The sequence below is a fragment of the Acidovorax sacchari genome (assembly GCF_042847045.1).
In the GTDB taxonomy this organism is placed as follows: domain Bacteria; phylum Pseudomonadota; class Gammaproteobacteria; order Burkholderiales; family Burkholderiaceae_C; genus Paracidovorax; species Paracidovorax sacchari.
Genome location: NZ_AP035783.1, coordinates 1,307,216 through 1,320,435, shown reverse-complemented (window position 1 = coordinate 1,320,435; position 13,220 = coordinate 1,307,216). Strand labels below are relative to the sequence as shown.

12 protein-coding genes are annotated in these 13,220 nt (G+C 70.0%); all 12 read right to left on the bottom strand.

The window, feature by feature from the left end:
• Positions 1 to 75: 75 nt before the first annotated feature.
• Positions 76 to 972, bottom strand: coding sequence for a neutral zinc metallopeptidase (locus tag ACGHC0_RS05915; protein ID WP_415267680.1), 897 nt, complete (start codon positions 970 to 972; stop codon positions 76 to 78).
• Between the two features lie 56 nt (positions 973 to 1,028).
• Entirely contained in the window at positions 1,029 to 1,316 is a 288-nt protein-coding gene (locus tag ACGHC0_RS05910; RefSeq protein WP_415267679.1) for a hypothetical protein, read from the bottom strand.
• Between the two features lie 27 nt (positions 1,317 to 1,343).
• On the bottom strand, positions 1,344 to 1,655 hold the full coding sequence (locus ACGHC0_RS05905) for a hypothetical protein (RefSeq protein ID WP_368354413.1): 312 nt from the start codon (positions 1,653 to 1,655) through the stop codon (positions 1,344 to 1,346).
• A gap of 189 nt (positions 1,656 to 1,844) precedes the next feature.
• Entirely contained in the window at positions 1,845 to 2,411 is a 567-nt protein-coding gene (dcd, locus tag ACGHC0_RS05900; RefSeq protein ID WP_013593615.1) for a dCTP deaminase, read from the bottom strand.
• Positions 2,412 to 2,510: 99 nt separating this feature from the next.
• Positions 2,511 to 3,833, bottom strand: a complete 1,323-nt coding sequence (gene guaD, locus ACGHC0_RS05895; protein WP_415267678.1) for a guanine deaminase — start codon at positions 3,831 to 3,833, stop codon at positions 2,511 to 2,513.
• Between the two features lie 100 nt (positions 3,834 to 3,933).
• A complete protein-coding gene (locus ACGHC0_RS05890) occupies positions 3,934 to 5,034 on the bottom strand; it encodes a BMP family ABC transporter substrate-binding protein (RefSeq protein WP_415267677.1) in 1,101 nt (366 codons plus the stop codon).
• Positions 5,035 to 5,171: 137 nt separating this feature from the next.
• A complete protein-coding gene (locus tag ACGHC0_RS05885; protein WP_415267676.1) occupies positions 5,172 to 6,149 on the bottom strand; it encodes a 2-hydroxyacid dehydrogenase in 978 nt (325 codons plus the stop codon).
• 103 nt (positions 6,150 to 6,252) lie between these two features.
• Positions 6,253 to 8,700 (bottom strand): penicillin acylase family protein, encoded by a 2,448-nt coding sequence (locus tag ACGHC0_RS05880; RefSeq protein WP_415267675.1) that lies wholly within the window; start codon positions 8,698 to 8,700, stop codon positions 6,253 to 6,255.
• A 119-nt stretch (positions 8,701 to 8,819) separates the two neighbouring features.
• Positions 8,820 to 9,656, bottom strand: a complete 837-nt coding sequence (locus tag ACGHC0_RS05875; RefSeq protein ID WP_415267674.1) for a helix-turn-helix domain-containing protein — start codon at positions 9,654 to 9,656, stop codon at positions 8,820 to 8,822.
• A 103-nt stretch (positions 9,657 to 9,759) separates the two neighbouring features.
• Positions 9,760 to 10,836: an adenosine deaminase gene (locus ACGHC0_RS05870; RefSeq protein WP_415267673.1), complete on the bottom strand. Its 1,077-nt coding sequence runs from the start codon at positions 10,834 to 10,836 to the stop codon at positions 9,760 to 9,762.
• 91 nt (positions 10,837 to 10,927) lie between these two features.
• Complete coding sequence (locus ACGHC0_RS05865) at positions 10,928 to 12,118, bottom strand: amylo-alpha-1,6-glucosidase (RefSeq protein ID WP_368354406.1); 1,191 nt, start codon at positions 12,116 to 12,118, stop codon at positions 10,928 to 10,930.
• A 119-nt stretch (positions 12,119 to 12,237) separates the two neighbouring features.
• Positions 12,238 to 13,215, bottom strand: a complete 978-nt coding sequence (locus tag ACGHC0_RS05860) for a Rieske 2Fe-2S domain-containing protein (protein ID WP_368354405.1) — start codon at positions 13,213 to 13,215, stop codon at positions 12,238 to 12,240.
• Positions 13,216 to 13,220 lie beyond the last annotated feature (5 nt).

The following is a 13,220-nucleotide window of genomic DNA, read 5'->3' as shown; positions in this document are numbered from 1 at the left end:
AGGCCACGGGAACGTCCTCGTGGCCGACGGGGTGGCTATTTTTGCTGCATCTTCGATAGCAGCAAACCTTTTGCTTCAAAGGCTCCTGGCAGAGAAGGTGTCGCAGGCCTTGATGCTTCCGCCCTGCAGCCCGGTCTGGAACCACCGTTGGCGCTGGGCGCTGGTTCCGTGGGTGAAGCTGTCCGGAACCACCGCGCGGCCCGCGGCGCGCTGCAGCGCGTCGTCGCCGATCTTCGCCGCGGCGTTCATGGCTTCCTCGACGTCGCCCTGCTCCAGGATGTGCCGCGCATTCTGTGCGTGGTGGGCCCAAACGCCCGCGAAGCAGTCGGCCTGCAGTTCCAGGCGCACGGACAGGTGGTTGTATTCCACCTGGCTCACCCGGCCGCGCATCTGGTCCACCCGGGCGCTGATGCCCAGGAGGTTCTGCACGTGGTGGCCCACCTCGTGCGCGATCACGTAGGCCTGCGCGAAGTCGCCCGGGGCACCGAGACGGTTCTTCAGCGTTTCATAGAAGCCCAGGTCGATATAGACCTTGCGGTCCGCCGGGCAGTAGAACGGGCCCATGGCCGATTCGCCTCGCCCGCAGGCGGTGGGCGTGGCACCGCGGAAAAGCACGAGCCGCGGGTTCTGGTAGGTGGAACCATTCTGGCGGAAGACATCTGCCCAGACGTCTTCGGTGTCGGCGAGCACCGTGGAGACGAACCGGGCCATGGTGTCGTCCGCCGGCGGCCGGTGGGCCGGGGGCTGCTGGGTCTGCACGTGGGCGGGCGGCCCGCCACCGCCGCTCAGCAGGCCGAGGATGGTCAGGGGATTGATGCCGAACACCCATCCGCCGATCAGCGCGATGACGATGGTGCCGATACCGATGCTGCGCCCCCCGAACACCGGAAAGCCGCCCCCTCTTCCTCCGCCGTCGCCTTCGTCACGGCGGTCCTCGACGTTGTCCGATTCGCGATTGCCTTCCCATCTCATCGTGCGTACCCCGAAATATTCATGCCAGTGCGGATGGTACGCCCGACGGAAGAGGTTCAGCGGGCGGCGAAGCTGGTACCGGCCGGCCAGCCGGCGTCGGCCTGCAGCGCCTGCCCGGGTGCCTGGGCGGATCTGCCGGCCGGGGCCTGCAGCCCCCGGGCCACCCAGGTGTGCTGTTGCTGTTCGGCGTGCCGTACGTGGTCCTCCAGCACCCAGGCCATGGCCGCGATCTGCAGCACGATGACCGTGGCGCCAGCGGCCAGGAGGCCCGGATGGATGACGGAGCGGCGGTCTTCTTCGCTCCGGGCGGCCGCGATGGGCGCTTCTGCGTGAAAGTGGTCCATGGGGATTCCTCGGCGGCGGCGGACGCTTCAGCGGTGGGACCAGTGCAGGCCGGCAGCGGCCGGCTGGGCGTCTTCGAAGTAAGCGGACAGCTCCTGCACCAGTGCCTGCAGGGTGTCCCCCGGCAACTGGCGCGCACGGGAGATCTGTTCCAGGGCGTAGCGGCGGTCGCCGAGCATCATCGCGGCGCTGATGCAATGGCCCCGGGCCGCCATCTGCAGCAGGAATGCGTCGAGCGTCTGCGCGGGCCAGTAGCGCGGGCCGCAGGGGTGGGATCCATCGGGGTGGTAGTCGGCGGGCGCGCCTGCCCGGGCGGAAGGGAGCGGGAAGGAGGCAAGCATGGCGAGGTCCTTGGCAAAAGAACGTATGTGTCAGTTTGCCGGTGCTTTGTGACAACCATCACGACATGCAACGGCATACCTTGATGCAAATGCTAGAGCCCCGCCCCTGCCCGCGCATCGGAGAAACAGGCCGCCCGCCTGTAGGACACACGCCAGTCGCGCCCCTGTCGCGCCCCTGCCGCGCGCTGGTCAGGCCTTGGGCAGCGTGACCCCGACCTGCCCCTGGTACTTGCCCCCGCGGTCGCGGTAGCTCACCTCGCAAACCTCGTCGCTTTCGAAGAACAGCACCTGGGCGCAGCCCTCCCCGGCGTAGATGCGCGCAGGCAGCGGCGTGGTGTTGCTGAATTCGAGGGTCACGTAGCCCTCCCATTCGGGCTCGAAGGGCGTGACGTTCACGATGATGCCGCAGCGGGCATAGGTGCTCTTGCCCAGGCAGATGGTGAGCACGTTGCGCGGGATGCGGAAGTACTCCACGGTGCGCGCCAGGGCGAAGCTGTTGGGGGGAATGATGCAGCTGTCGCCATGGAAATCGACGAAGCTCTTCTCGTCGAAATGCTTGGGGTCCACCACGGTGCTGTGGATGTTGGTGAACACCTTGAATTCGGGCGCGCAGCGGATGTCGTAGCCGTAGCTGCTGGTGCCGTAGCTGATGATCTTGCGGCCGTCGCTTTCGCGGATCTGGCCGGGCTCGAACGGCTCGATCATGCCGTGCTGTTCGGCCATGCGGCGGATCCATTTGTCGCTCTTGATGCTCATGGGTTCTCTCTCCTCGTGCGCGCCAGTCGAAAGGCGGCGCGCGGACGCGATACTACTCTTTTCATAGCTGTGCGAATCCGCGGGACGGGCTCCACAGGCTCATCGGGCCGCCGCGATCACGGTGCGCTCGACGAGCCGGTCGTCGCCCAGCACGATCATCGCGAACAGCAGTTCGTCCAGGCTGGCAGCCTGGGCCGTCTTGCGCGCGAGCAGCGGGGTGGCGGCGGGGTTCAGCACGACGAAGTCCGCCTCGCAGCCCGGCTGCAGGTTGCCGATCACGCCTTCCAGCCCCAGCGCGCGCGCCGCGCCGGCCGTGTGCTGCCACCAGAGGTGGCCGGGCGGCAGCGAGAGGCCGGGCTTGGTCTGCCCCTCCCGCCCCACGTAGTAGGCCGCGAGCATGGTGTGGAACGGGCTGAAGCTGGTGCCGCCGCCCACGTCGCTCGCGAGGCCGTAGCGGAAGCCCACGCGGTCGGCGCCCTCGTAGTCGAAGAAGCCGCTGCCGAGGAACAGGTTGCTGGTGGGGCTGACGGCCGCGGCGGTGCGGGTATCGCGCATCAGGGCGCGATCCTCGTCGTCGAAATGGATGCAGTGGGCATAGACGGCCCGCTCGCGCATCAGGCCGAAGCCGTCGTACACGGCGAGGTAGCTGCGGGCCTGGGGAAAGAGTTCGAGCGCCCAGCGGATCTCGTCGCGGTTCTCGGCCACGTGCGACTGGATCCATACGTCGGGATACCGGGCCGCCAGTTCCCCGGCGCCACGCAGCTGCGCCTCGCTGCAGCTGGGAGCGAAGCGCGGCGTGATCGCGTAGCCCAGCCGGCCATGGCCGTGCCAGCGGCGGATGAGGTCTTCGGTGTCGGCGAGCGAGCGGGTGGTTTCGTCGCGCACGCCGTCGGGGGAGTTCCGGTCCTGCAGCACCTTGCCGGCAATGAGGCGCATGCCGCGCGTGGAAGCCTCTTCCATCAGCGCATCCACCGACGCGGGGTGGGAGGTGGCGAAGGTGAGGGAGGTGGTGACCCCGTTGCGCAGCAGCTCGTCGATGAAGACGGTGGCCACGCCCCGGGCGTAGCCGGCGTCGGCGAAACGCGATTCGTGCGGGAAGGTGTAGTTTTCCAACCAGGGCAGCAGCCCTTCCGCGGGCGAGCCGATGACGTCGGTCTGCGGGAAATGCACGTGCATGTCCACGAAACCGGGCGCGATGATGCGGTCGGGGTAGTGCGTGACCGGCAGCCCGGGAAAGCGCTGCGAGAGCGTGCGCCAGTCGCCCGCGGCGACCACGCGCTGCACGCCGTCCGCGCCGGGACCGATGGCAAGCAGTCCATCTTCATCGTAGAGCGGCCGGCCTTCGGCATCGAAGCGCAGGAGTGCGGCGCGCAGGCCATGGGTGGCGGCGTCAGGGGTCAGGGGCGGGGTCGGCGTGGGCATGCGGGAATGATGACATGGCGGCCCGTCGGCGCGCGTGGTCAGGCAGATGGATGGGTGGACGAACGAACGGAAAGCGGAAACCGGTGGGCGTCAACAGGCCCTAGCGCTGCACGCCCTCGGCAAGCCAGTCCATGCGCAGGATCTGCCCGTCGTCCAGCGTGCGGCCGGCGGCGATCACCTCGCGCCCGGTGTTGTCCCGCACGGGCATGGCGCCGGCCGAGAAGGGATGCAGGCGCCCACGGGCGATATCGTCCTGGCGTGCGAGCACTTCCTTGCGCACGGCAGGCGGCACGCGGCTGCCGAAGCCCTCCACGCGCACCATGCCCTCGCGCACGCCGCCCCAGAGGTTGCCGCTCTTCCAGCGGCCTTCGCGGACGGCGCGCACGCGCTCGGTGTAGTAGGCGCCCCACTGGTGTGTGACGGCCAGGATCTGGGCGTCCGGGCCGATGCCCCGCATGTCCGAGTGGTAGCCGATGGCCAGGCGCCCGCGCTCCTGGGCCGCGGCCATCACCGCGGTGGAGCCGGTATGGAACGCAACCACGTCCACGCCTTCGTTGAACAGGGCCATCGCCGCGTCACGCTCCCTGGGCGGATCGAACCAGACATTGAGCCAGACGACCTTCACCGTGGCCTTCGGATCGACGGAGCGCATGCCGAGCGTGAAGGCGTTGATGCCCTGCAGCACCTCGGGAATCGGGAAGCCGGCCACGAAGCCCGCGACGTGCGAGCGCGTCATGCGGCCCGCCGCCACGCCCGCGAGGTACCGGCCTTCGTAGTAGCGCGCATTGGCCGTGGCCACGTTGGGCGCGGTCTTGTAGCCGGTGATGGATTCGAACGTCACCTCGGGGAAGTCGCGCGCCACGCGCAGCGTGGGCTCCATGTAGCCGAAGCTGGGCGTGAAGATGATCTGGTGGCCGGTGGCGGCGAGGTCGCGGATCACGCGCTCGGCGTCCGCGCCCTCGGCGACGTTCTCGACGTAGGTGGTGCGCACCTGCGGTCCCAGGGCCTTGTCCACGGCGCGGCGGCCTTCCTCGTGCTGGCGCGTCCAGCCAGCCTCGGTGATGGGCGACACGTACACGAAGCCGGCCTTCACGGGAGCGGTGTCGGCCGGTGCGGCGGGGTTGGCGGGCTGCTGCGCCCCGGCGGTGGCAGACAGGAAAAGACAGGCGGCCGCGAACACGGCAGCGAGGTTTTTGTACATGGTGGTCCTCTACATGGTCCCGGGACTGGAAAAAGAAAAAGGCTGCCGGGACAGCAGCCTTTGTCCGCCTCTGCGCAAGAGAGGGGCGGGATTTTACCCGCGGCCCGCCTTCCGCGGGCCCGCACGGGCCTTTCTGATCAGACCGGCGACACCACGCCGCGCCCGGCGAAATGCCCTTCCGCATTGGCCATGAACCGGTCCACGCTGGCCTGCACGGCCTCGGGCGACCAGCCGGCCACGTGCGGCGTGAGCACGATGTTGTCGAGCCCGATCAGGGCCTCGGGCGGATGCGGTTCGCTCTCGTACACGTCCAGGCCGGCGCCGGCGATGCGGTGATCGCGCAGCGCGTCGGCCAGCGCCTCGGTATCGACCACGCTGCCGCGCGCGATGTTCACGAGGTAGCCCAGCGGGCCGATGGCGTCGAGGATCTCGGCATTCACCGCGTGGCGCGTGGACGGGCCGCCGGGCGTGGCGCACACCAGGACGTCGCACCATTCGGCGAGTTCGCGCAGGCTGGAGAAGTACTGGTGCGGCACGCCTTCCCGCGGGTTGCGGTTGTGGTAGCCGATCTGCATGTCGAAGCCGGACGCGCGGCGCGCGATCTTCTGGCCGATGGTGCCCAGCCCGAAGATGCCCAGGCGCTTGCCGGACACGTTCGGCGGCAGCCCGATGGCGTCGCGCCAGACGCCCTCGCGGCAGAGCCGGTCCAGCGGGCGCAGGCCGCGCACGATGGAGATGAGCAGGCCGAAGGCATGGTCGGCCACGCAGTCGTCGTTGGTGCCGGCACCGTTGGCCACCGCGATGCCGCGCGCCCTGGCTGCGTCGAGCGCGATGTTCTCGTAGCCGGCGCCCAGGGCGCAGATGAGTTCGAGCGCGGGCATGGACTCGATTTCCTGGGCCGTGAGTCCGATGGAGCCGATGGTCAGCACGGCGCGGAAGCGGCCGCCCTGCGTGGCGATCGCCTGCGTGCGGTCGTTGGGGGTGGGCGCGTAGTGCAGGTCGTAGGCGGCGGCGATCTGCGCCTGGTGCTGCGGCGACAGGGTGTTGAGGGCCAGGAGGGGAATGCGCGGGGTGGACACGGTGGAAGCTTCCAATCCAACAATCAAGGTCGGCATGCGCCCGGGGATCGGGCGCGGGCATGCCGCGGCGGCTGCGAGGGCCGCTGCGGCACACCGGCCGGGGTGCCGAGATTGTGCGCCAGCCCGCGGCCCCGGGGAACTACGGCCGCACGGTCTGGGTGCGCAAATTCGCATCCGCGGCGATCTCGGCTTCCGTGAAGGGCACGCGCACCCACTGCTTCGCGGAATACGCCTGGGTGTAGTCGCCCTGGTGCGCAGAGCCCGGATCGTCCGAGAGGGAATGGGTGAGCAGCGTATGGGCCTGCACCCCGCCCGCGGGGAAGGTGACCACCTGCAGGTAGCTGTTGCCGTGCGGCTGGCCATCCATGGAATACCCGCCCTGGTCGATGGGGTTTTCGGAGCAGGCGATGGTGAAGTAGCCGATGCCGGCGCACCCGCCGTACAGCGGCATCTTCCGGCCGCCGCGCACCGAGAACAGCACCTCGCCGCGCGGCGCATCCACCGCGAAGCCGCTCTGCTTCACCTTGGCCACGGCGGCGCCGAAGGCCTGCTGCAACGCGCCGGCGGCCGCGGGATTCAGGTCGCGCGGCGTGTTCAGCGGATCGGCCGGGTCGAACGGCGTGGTGTAGAGCTGGGCGGCGGGCACCTGCACGCGGCTCCAGAACTCATCCCATACGTGCGAACCGTGCGCATCGCCATTGCCGGTGTTGTCCCAGGCACGCAGCGCCGCGCATGCGGAGGCCACGTCCACGGAGGAACCGCCGACCGTGATCTGCGGCGAGGTGCAGACCAGGGCGAGCGCCTGGTCCTTGAAGCGCTCGGCACTGAAGACGCGGCTGCTCAGCACCATCTGGCGCACGATGGCGCTGGTGGCCTGGCGGCCGCCGTAGCCGTCGGTGCCGGCCAGGCGCTGCAGCGCCATGGTGTGGCCCAGGCGCGTGCGCAGGCTCTGCGCGGCGCCGGTGGCGCCGAAGATGGGCGCGTAGCCGGTGAGCGGCGCATTGGCGTTGGCGAGCCAGTAGCTGTCGTTCATGTTGCCGACGTAGTCGTCGCGCTGGAGGTTGGGCATGCGGGAAGGCCCGATGGCGCCCTTCTGCACGGAATCCGGATCGGACTGCCAGTCGCATGCGCTGCGGGAGCCGTCGAAGAACGGAACGCCCGGCAGCGCCGCGGCGACGGCCTTGCCATAGGCCGTGGTGCACGAGGCCAGCTGGCCCGCGGACACGTTGGGCACCGCGCCCATGTCGGCATACCAGGCCCGGGCGCTGCCGCGCCCCACGGCCACGGTGTTGACCCAGGGAATGGCGGACTCCTCGCGCTGGATGGCGATGAACTCGTCGAGCGAGCGGGCCTGGTTCCAGCGCATCCAGTTGCGGAAGGTGCGGTAGTTCTCGCCGTTGATGTCGCGGATGACGAAGGCGGTGGTCTGGTTCCAGGCCAGGGCCGGATTGAGCGTGGACAGGTTCACCAGCGGCCCCATGTCGGTCTTGTAGAGCGTGCGCGTCACGTCCACCATGCCCGATGCCGTGCGGTTCTGCACCGTGATGGTGGTGGCCGCCATCTTCACGGGGGCGCCGTCGCGCAGGTAGCTGGTGGGATCGCCCGCGGACAGCGTGAGCTGGAAGAAGCCGAAGCGGCGCGCGCTGGAGACGGTGTGGCTCCAGGCCACGTTGTCGTTGAAGCCGATCAGCACCACCGGGATGCCCAGGAACGAGACGCCGCTCACGTTCAGCTCGTTGCCGATGGTGAGCTGCGCCTGGTAGAAGCGGTCGGGCCCCTTCCAGTACCAGTGCGGGTTGCCGAAGAGCAGCGGGCTGCCTTCGCCCGTTCCTGCCGTGCCGAAGCCGTACATGTTGCTGCCGATGCCCGCCGTGCCGCCGACCTGCAGGTCCGGGGTCCGGACGCGGGAAGCATCGAGGGTTGCGACCGCGGTGGCGCCCTCCTTGCGCTGCGGCGCGGCAGCGGCGGCGTCCGAACGGGAGGCGGCCGGCGCGGTGGCGTTGGCGATGGCTGCCGCGAAGTTGCTGTAGCCGCCCGCCAGGTTGGCGGCGTACATGCGCCGCCACAGGTCCTGCACGGTGACGGGCTGCACCCAGGCCTCGTTGCGGCAGGCCGCGTGGGCGTTGCTGTCGGCCTGCAGATCGGCCAAGTAGCGGTTGTAGCCGGCGGCGAAGCCCTCGACCATCTGGCGCAGCTTCTCCGGCTGGGCCGCCATCATCTTCTCCACCACGTCGGCAGAGATGACGTGGCGGTGGAAGAAGTCCGAGTCGATGTTGAGCGGCCGGCCCAGCGTGCTGTTGTAGATGACCTGCGCGGACCCGCCGAAGTAGCGGGAGCGCTCGCCGCGGTAGGTGACGAAGGCATCGGCCAGGGTGCAGAGGTTGTCCTGCGCCTGCGCGTAGCCGTAGCCGAAGCCCGCCCCGCCCCAGGTGGATGCCCTGATGTGCGGCACGCCCATGGCGGTGCGGCGGATCTCCGCGCTGTAGGGGGCCAGGTCGCCGTCGCCGCGTCCGCCGCCGCAGGCGGCGAGGGTCGCGACGAGGCAAAGGGAAAGCGGCCTGAGGCCGCCACGGAATGTAGTGCGCATGGTTGCGTGTCTCCTTGTGGGCCCTCTTGTCGGCCGGAATGGCCGGGGCCGCCAGAGCATAGGAAAAATTGCCGCCGGGCGCTTGTACGCAGCGGCTACGTCCCCCACCGGGGAATGCATCAGCCGGCCTGCGCGCCGCGCCAGGCCGTGTGCGCGCAGTCGTCCACGAACACGTCCACGCGGCCCGCGTCCGCCAGGAAGGACGGCGTCAGGCCGAAGCAGCGCTGGAAGGTGCGGCTCATGTGCGCGCCGTCGGTGAAGCCCCCCGCGAGCGCAATGCCGGTGAGCGGCATGCCCGAGGCCATCATCTGCACGGTGCGGCGGATCTTGGACCACAGCAGGTAGCGCTTGATCGACAGGCCGGTCTGTTCATGGAAGAGGTGCGTGAGCCGGCCGGGCGACAGGCAGGCCACGGCCGCCAGGTCGCACAGCGGGACCGCCGTGCCATGGCTGCCGGCATCGCGCATCCGCTGCAGCACGCGCTCGACGCGCGGATCCAGGCACGCCCGGTCGCCGACGCGGGGGCGCTTCAAGGCACAGCCGCAGGCCGCGTCCAGCATGCCGCCGCTGAGGCGGCGCAGGGCCGGGCTGTCCAGCTCGCCATGCAGCGCGCCTTCGAAGTCCTCGCGCAGCGCACCGAAGTCGGCCGCATCCAGCGGCAGGATGCCCCGGCCGGCCAGGCGCGCGGCCAGCCTTCGGAACGTTCCGGACGCCGGATCGACGTTCAGCGAAAGCAGGCCGCAGCCATCGGCGTCGAGCTGGCGGGGCACATGCGGCGCCACCAGGGCGGCCGTGCAGCGCAGTACCGTGCCATCGAGCGCGACGAGGACGAAGGGGCGGCCGGTGGCGGATGCCAGCAGGGTGGCGGAAGCCCGGGCGGTGAGGCCGGACTGGATCGCTTCCGTGATGTAGAAGAAGCGGTCATCCCAGAGATGCAGCTGGTTGGTGGTGGACATGCAGTGTGCGGCGCGGGCCCGGACCGGCGCCGGGTTGTGCGCCGCGTGATTCTCACGCCACGGGCAGCAGGCCGTCGATCCGCAACGACCCGCGGGCTAGGCCTCACTGCGGCGTGGCGAAGCGGTCGAAGCAGGCCCGCAGCGCACGCTGCCAGGCACGCTTGTCCGCGTCCGGAACGAAGCTCGCCTCGAAGCTGTTGGACGCGAGCTGGTAGGCATGCGCCGCCGTGAGCGTGGGAACGGCCTCGAACAGGCGCACGAAATTCGTGTTCAGGTAGCCTCCGAAATAGGCGGGATCGTCCGAGTTCACCGTGGCCGCCAGGCCCGCGTCCAGCAGGACCTGGATGTTGTGGTCCGCCAGGTCGGGAAAGACGCACAGCTTCTCGTTGGACAGCGGACAGACGGTGAGCGCCACCCGTTCGGCGGCCAGGCGGCGCATCAGGGCCGGGTCGTGCACGGCCTGCACGCCGTGGTCGATGCGCTCGGCCCGCAGCACGTCGAGCGCGCTCCAGATATAGGCCGGTGGCCCCTCCTCGCCCGCGTGCGCGACGCGGTGCAGGCCCAGCTGGCCGCAGCGCGCGAACACGCGGGCGAACTTCTCGGGCGGGTGGCCCACCTCGCTCGAATCCAGGCCCACGCCGATGAAGCGGTCACGGTAGGGCAGCGCCTGCTCCAGCGTCTCGAAGGCGTCTTCTTCGCTCAGGTGGCGCAGGAAGCACAGGATCAGCGAAGCGCTCACGCCCAGTTGCTGCCTGGCGTCCTCGCAGGCACGGTGCAGGCCTTCGATGACCACGCCGATGCCGACGCCGCGCGCGGTATGCGTCTGCGGATCGAAGAACATCTCGGTGTGCACGATGTGGTCGGCGGCCGCGCGCTGCAGGTAGGCCCAGGCCATGTCGTAGAAATCCTGCTCGTGCAGCAGCACGCTCGCTCCGGCGTAGTAGATGTCCAGGAAGCTCTGCAGGTTGGTGAACGCGTAGGCGCTGCGCAGCGACTCCACGTCGGCATAGGGCAGCGCCACGCCGTTGCGCTCGGCCAGCGCGAAGATCAGTTCGGGCTCGAGCGAGCCCTCGATGTGCATGTGGAGTTCGGCCTTCGGCATGGCGCGCAGCAGGTCGGGCAGGCGCTCCGGTGCGATGGCATCGGCGGACGGCGGGGCGTCGGTACGGGAGTCGGTCATGGAAGGCCTCGGGAAAAGGACGGCATTAAGGCGCGCGCAGCGCACAGCATAAGGCCCCGGCCCGGCGCGCGGCGGCACGGGCACACGTCCGCTACCAGGCGGAGTCGAGCCCCTGCAGCGCGCGCCGGGCCAGCAGGAAGGTGGCCGCGTTCCAGCTCTGGCCAGCCATGCCCATGGGCGCCAGCGTGCGGCCGTGGAACCACTCGGTGAAGCGCCAGTCGTCGAGCGCATTGGCATGGGCCAGCTTCGCCAACTCGGACCATCCGGCGCGGCGCAGGCCCAGGCGGGCCAGCGCCATCACCCAGAAGCCGCCGACGAAGGGCCAGATGCCGCCGTTGTGGTACTGGTGCATGAGGTTCTGGCGGTGACGTCCCATGTAGGCCCGCCACAGGTCGTGCTCGTGGGACAGCGGATGCAGCACCACGCGCACGGGCAGGGAGTTGCCCGCATGGGCGGCCTCGATGGTGTTGACGATGCTGTGCGCCATCGCCTCGTCGGCGAGGCCGGACTGGATGGCCAGCAGGTTGCCGAACACATCGCCCTCGTCGCCCACCACCGCCAGGTTCACGAAACTCAGGAACAGACCCGGGTCGCGGCGGCCGCGGCGGGCGTAGTGCTGCAGCAGCCGGGCGCGATGGTACCCGGGCAGGTCGCGCTGGAACGGGTTGAAGAGATGGTTGAAGTGGTGGTGCGTGTCGTCCGCCTGGCAGAGCGAGAAGCGGCGCTTGACGTCGAACCACAGGGCGTTGGTGTAGAGCACGTACCCCGAGCGCGGCATGATGTCCGCCCAGTCGCTGGCCTCGTTCTGCTGCAGCAGCCGGAAGTGCTGGTGCTCCTGCGCGAGCAGCCAGCCGATGGCCCGCTCGACGCCATCCGCCCAGCGGCCTGCGCCCACGGCGCCGTGGCGGCGCACGTGGTCCACCGCGATCAGCCACCAGAGCGTGGCGTCGATGCAGCCCAGGTACCAGAAGTCCGCATCGCGCCCTTCCGGGTCCACGTATTTGGGAATCTGCCCGTTGGGGGCCTGCTGCGAGGCCAGGGCGTCGAGGCTGGCCACGGCGCCCTCTTCCAGGGCCGGCACGCCGCTGCCGCACATCGCCATGACGCACATGGCCGCATCGCGCCCGAAGATGCGCGTGTAGCGCCGCGCCACCGCCGCCGCGGTGCGGCTCGCGGCCAGGATGCCGTGGGGCGTGAGGTTGCGTTCGAGCAGCGCGAGCGAAGCGTCCGAACAGGCATCGATCAGCGCGCGGGATGTTGCGTCGAGGGAATGGTCTGTCATGGGCATGCAATGGGCAGGCGGGCCGGAGCGGACGCATCGGGCCGGCACAGGGTCCATTGTGCAGCCGCACGCGGATGTGTCCAGCCCTCCCGCGTGTGCCCTGCCCGGCCGCGGGCCCTTCAGCAGACGCCGAAGGTGACGCCGCAGCCGCGCAGGTAGCGGCGGTAGGCGGAAGAAGCCTTGTCCGCGGCGGTGTGCAGTTCCGCCCGCAGGTCCAGGGGCAGGCGCCTGGGCTCCTGGGATTCGAGCACCGGCTGGTCCTGCGTGAAGATGGTGTGCTGGAAATCGCGCAGCTTGCTGTCCGGCGAATCGAAGTCCGCGACCGCCAGACGGAACCACACGCGGCTCGATTCCTGGGTGAGCGGGCAGATGTAGAGCGCGATGGACTCGCGCCAGCCCTCCACCGCGGTGGTGCCGGGTTCCGGCAGTTTGGTCAGCACGGCCGCGTACGGGCCGGTCACTTCGTAGGTGTATTCGACCTGCGCCGCCGTGGTGGAATGCAGGTTGGACTGGGGCTGCCAGGCCTTGCAACCGGTGGCCAGCAGGCCGGTCGGCGTCGGCTCCACCCGGTAGTCGTCGATGGCCGCGGCATCGCGCGCGCCCAGCCAGCCCTCGTGCACGAAGCCGAAGTGGGACATATCGAGGAAGTTCTCGACGATGCGCGGCGCGCTGGCCGCCACGTCGTAGGGCCCGCAGTTGAGCTTGCGCAGGCGGGCGTCGTCTTCCGCGGCGAACGCCGGCAGGGCCGCATCGCCCGGGGCGAGCCGCACCCACACCAGGCCGTGGGCCTCCCGCACGCCGAAGCATTCCACGCGGTGCCCGGCCGGCGGCTGGAACTGCGGCAGCGCGGGCACATGGACGCAGTGGCCACCGCCCTCGAACTGCCAGCCGTGGTAGGGACACTCCAGCCGGCCGTCCTGCACGCGGCCGAGCGAGAGGCGCGCACCGCGGTGGGGACAGCGGTCGGGGAAGGCGTGCGGCAGGCCCGCGGCGTCGCGCCACAGGACGAGGGGCTGGTCCAGCAGCCGCGCCGCCAGGGGTGCGGCGCCGACCTCCTCGGCCAGGGCGACAGGGTGCCAGTGGTGGTGTTCGATCATCGTTG

What these genes read in the sequence shown, in the direction of transcription:
- ACGHC0_RS05875 (WP_415267674.1), bottom strand. Translation starts at nt 9,656, where the DNA reads ATGTCCACCACCAACCAGCTGCATCTCTGGGATGACCGCTTCTTCTAC.
- ACGHC0_RS05860 (WP_368354405.1), bottom strand. Translation starts at nt 13,215, where the DNA reads ATGATCGAACACCACCACTGGCACCCTGTCGCCCTGGCCGAGGAGGTC.
- ACGHC0_RS05885 (WP_415267676.1), bottom strand. Translation starts at nt 6,149, where the DNA reads ATGCCGACCTTGATTGTTGGATTGGAAGCTTCCACCGTGTCCACCCCG.
- dcd (WP_013593615.1), bottom strand. Translation starts at nt 2,411, where the DNA reads ATGAGCATCAAGAGCGACAAATGGATCCGCCGCATGGCCGAACAGCAC.
- ACGHC0_RS05880 (WP_415267675.1), bottom strand. Translation starts at nt 8,700, where the DNA reads ATGCGCACTACATTCCGTGGCGGCCTCAGGCCGCTTTCCCTTTGCCTC.
- ACGHC0_RS05910 (WP_415267679.1), bottom strand. Translation starts at nt 1,316, where the DNA reads ATGGACCACTTTCACGCAGAAGCGCCCATCGCGGCCGCCCGGAGCGAA.
- guaD (WP_415267678.1), bottom strand. Translation starts at nt 3,833, where the DNA reads ATGCCCACGCCGACCCCGCCCCTGACCCCTGACGCCGCCACCCATGGC.
- ACGHC0_RS05865 (WP_368354406.1), bottom strand. Translation starts at nt 12,118, where the DNA reads ATGACAGACCATTCCCTCGACGCAACATCCCGCGCGCTGATCGATGCC.
- ACGHC0_RS05890 (WP_415267677.1), bottom strand. Translation starts at nt 5,034, where the DNA reads ATGTACAAAAACCTCGCTGCCGTGTTCGCGGCCGCCTGTCTTTTCCTG.
- ACGHC0_RS05870 (WP_415267673.1), bottom strand. Translation starts at nt 10,836, where the DNA reads ATGACCGACTCCCGTACCGACGCCCCGCCGTCCGCCGATGCCATCGCA.
- ACGHC0_RS05915 (WP_415267680.1), bottom strand. Translation starts at nt 972, where the DNA reads ATGAGATGGGAAGGCAATCGCGAATCGGACAACGTCGAGGACCGCCGT.
- ACGHC0_RS05905 (WP_368354413.1), bottom strand. Translation starts at nt 1,655, where the DNA reads ATGCTTGCCTCCTTCCCGCTCCCTTCCGCCCGGGCAGGCGCGCCCGCC.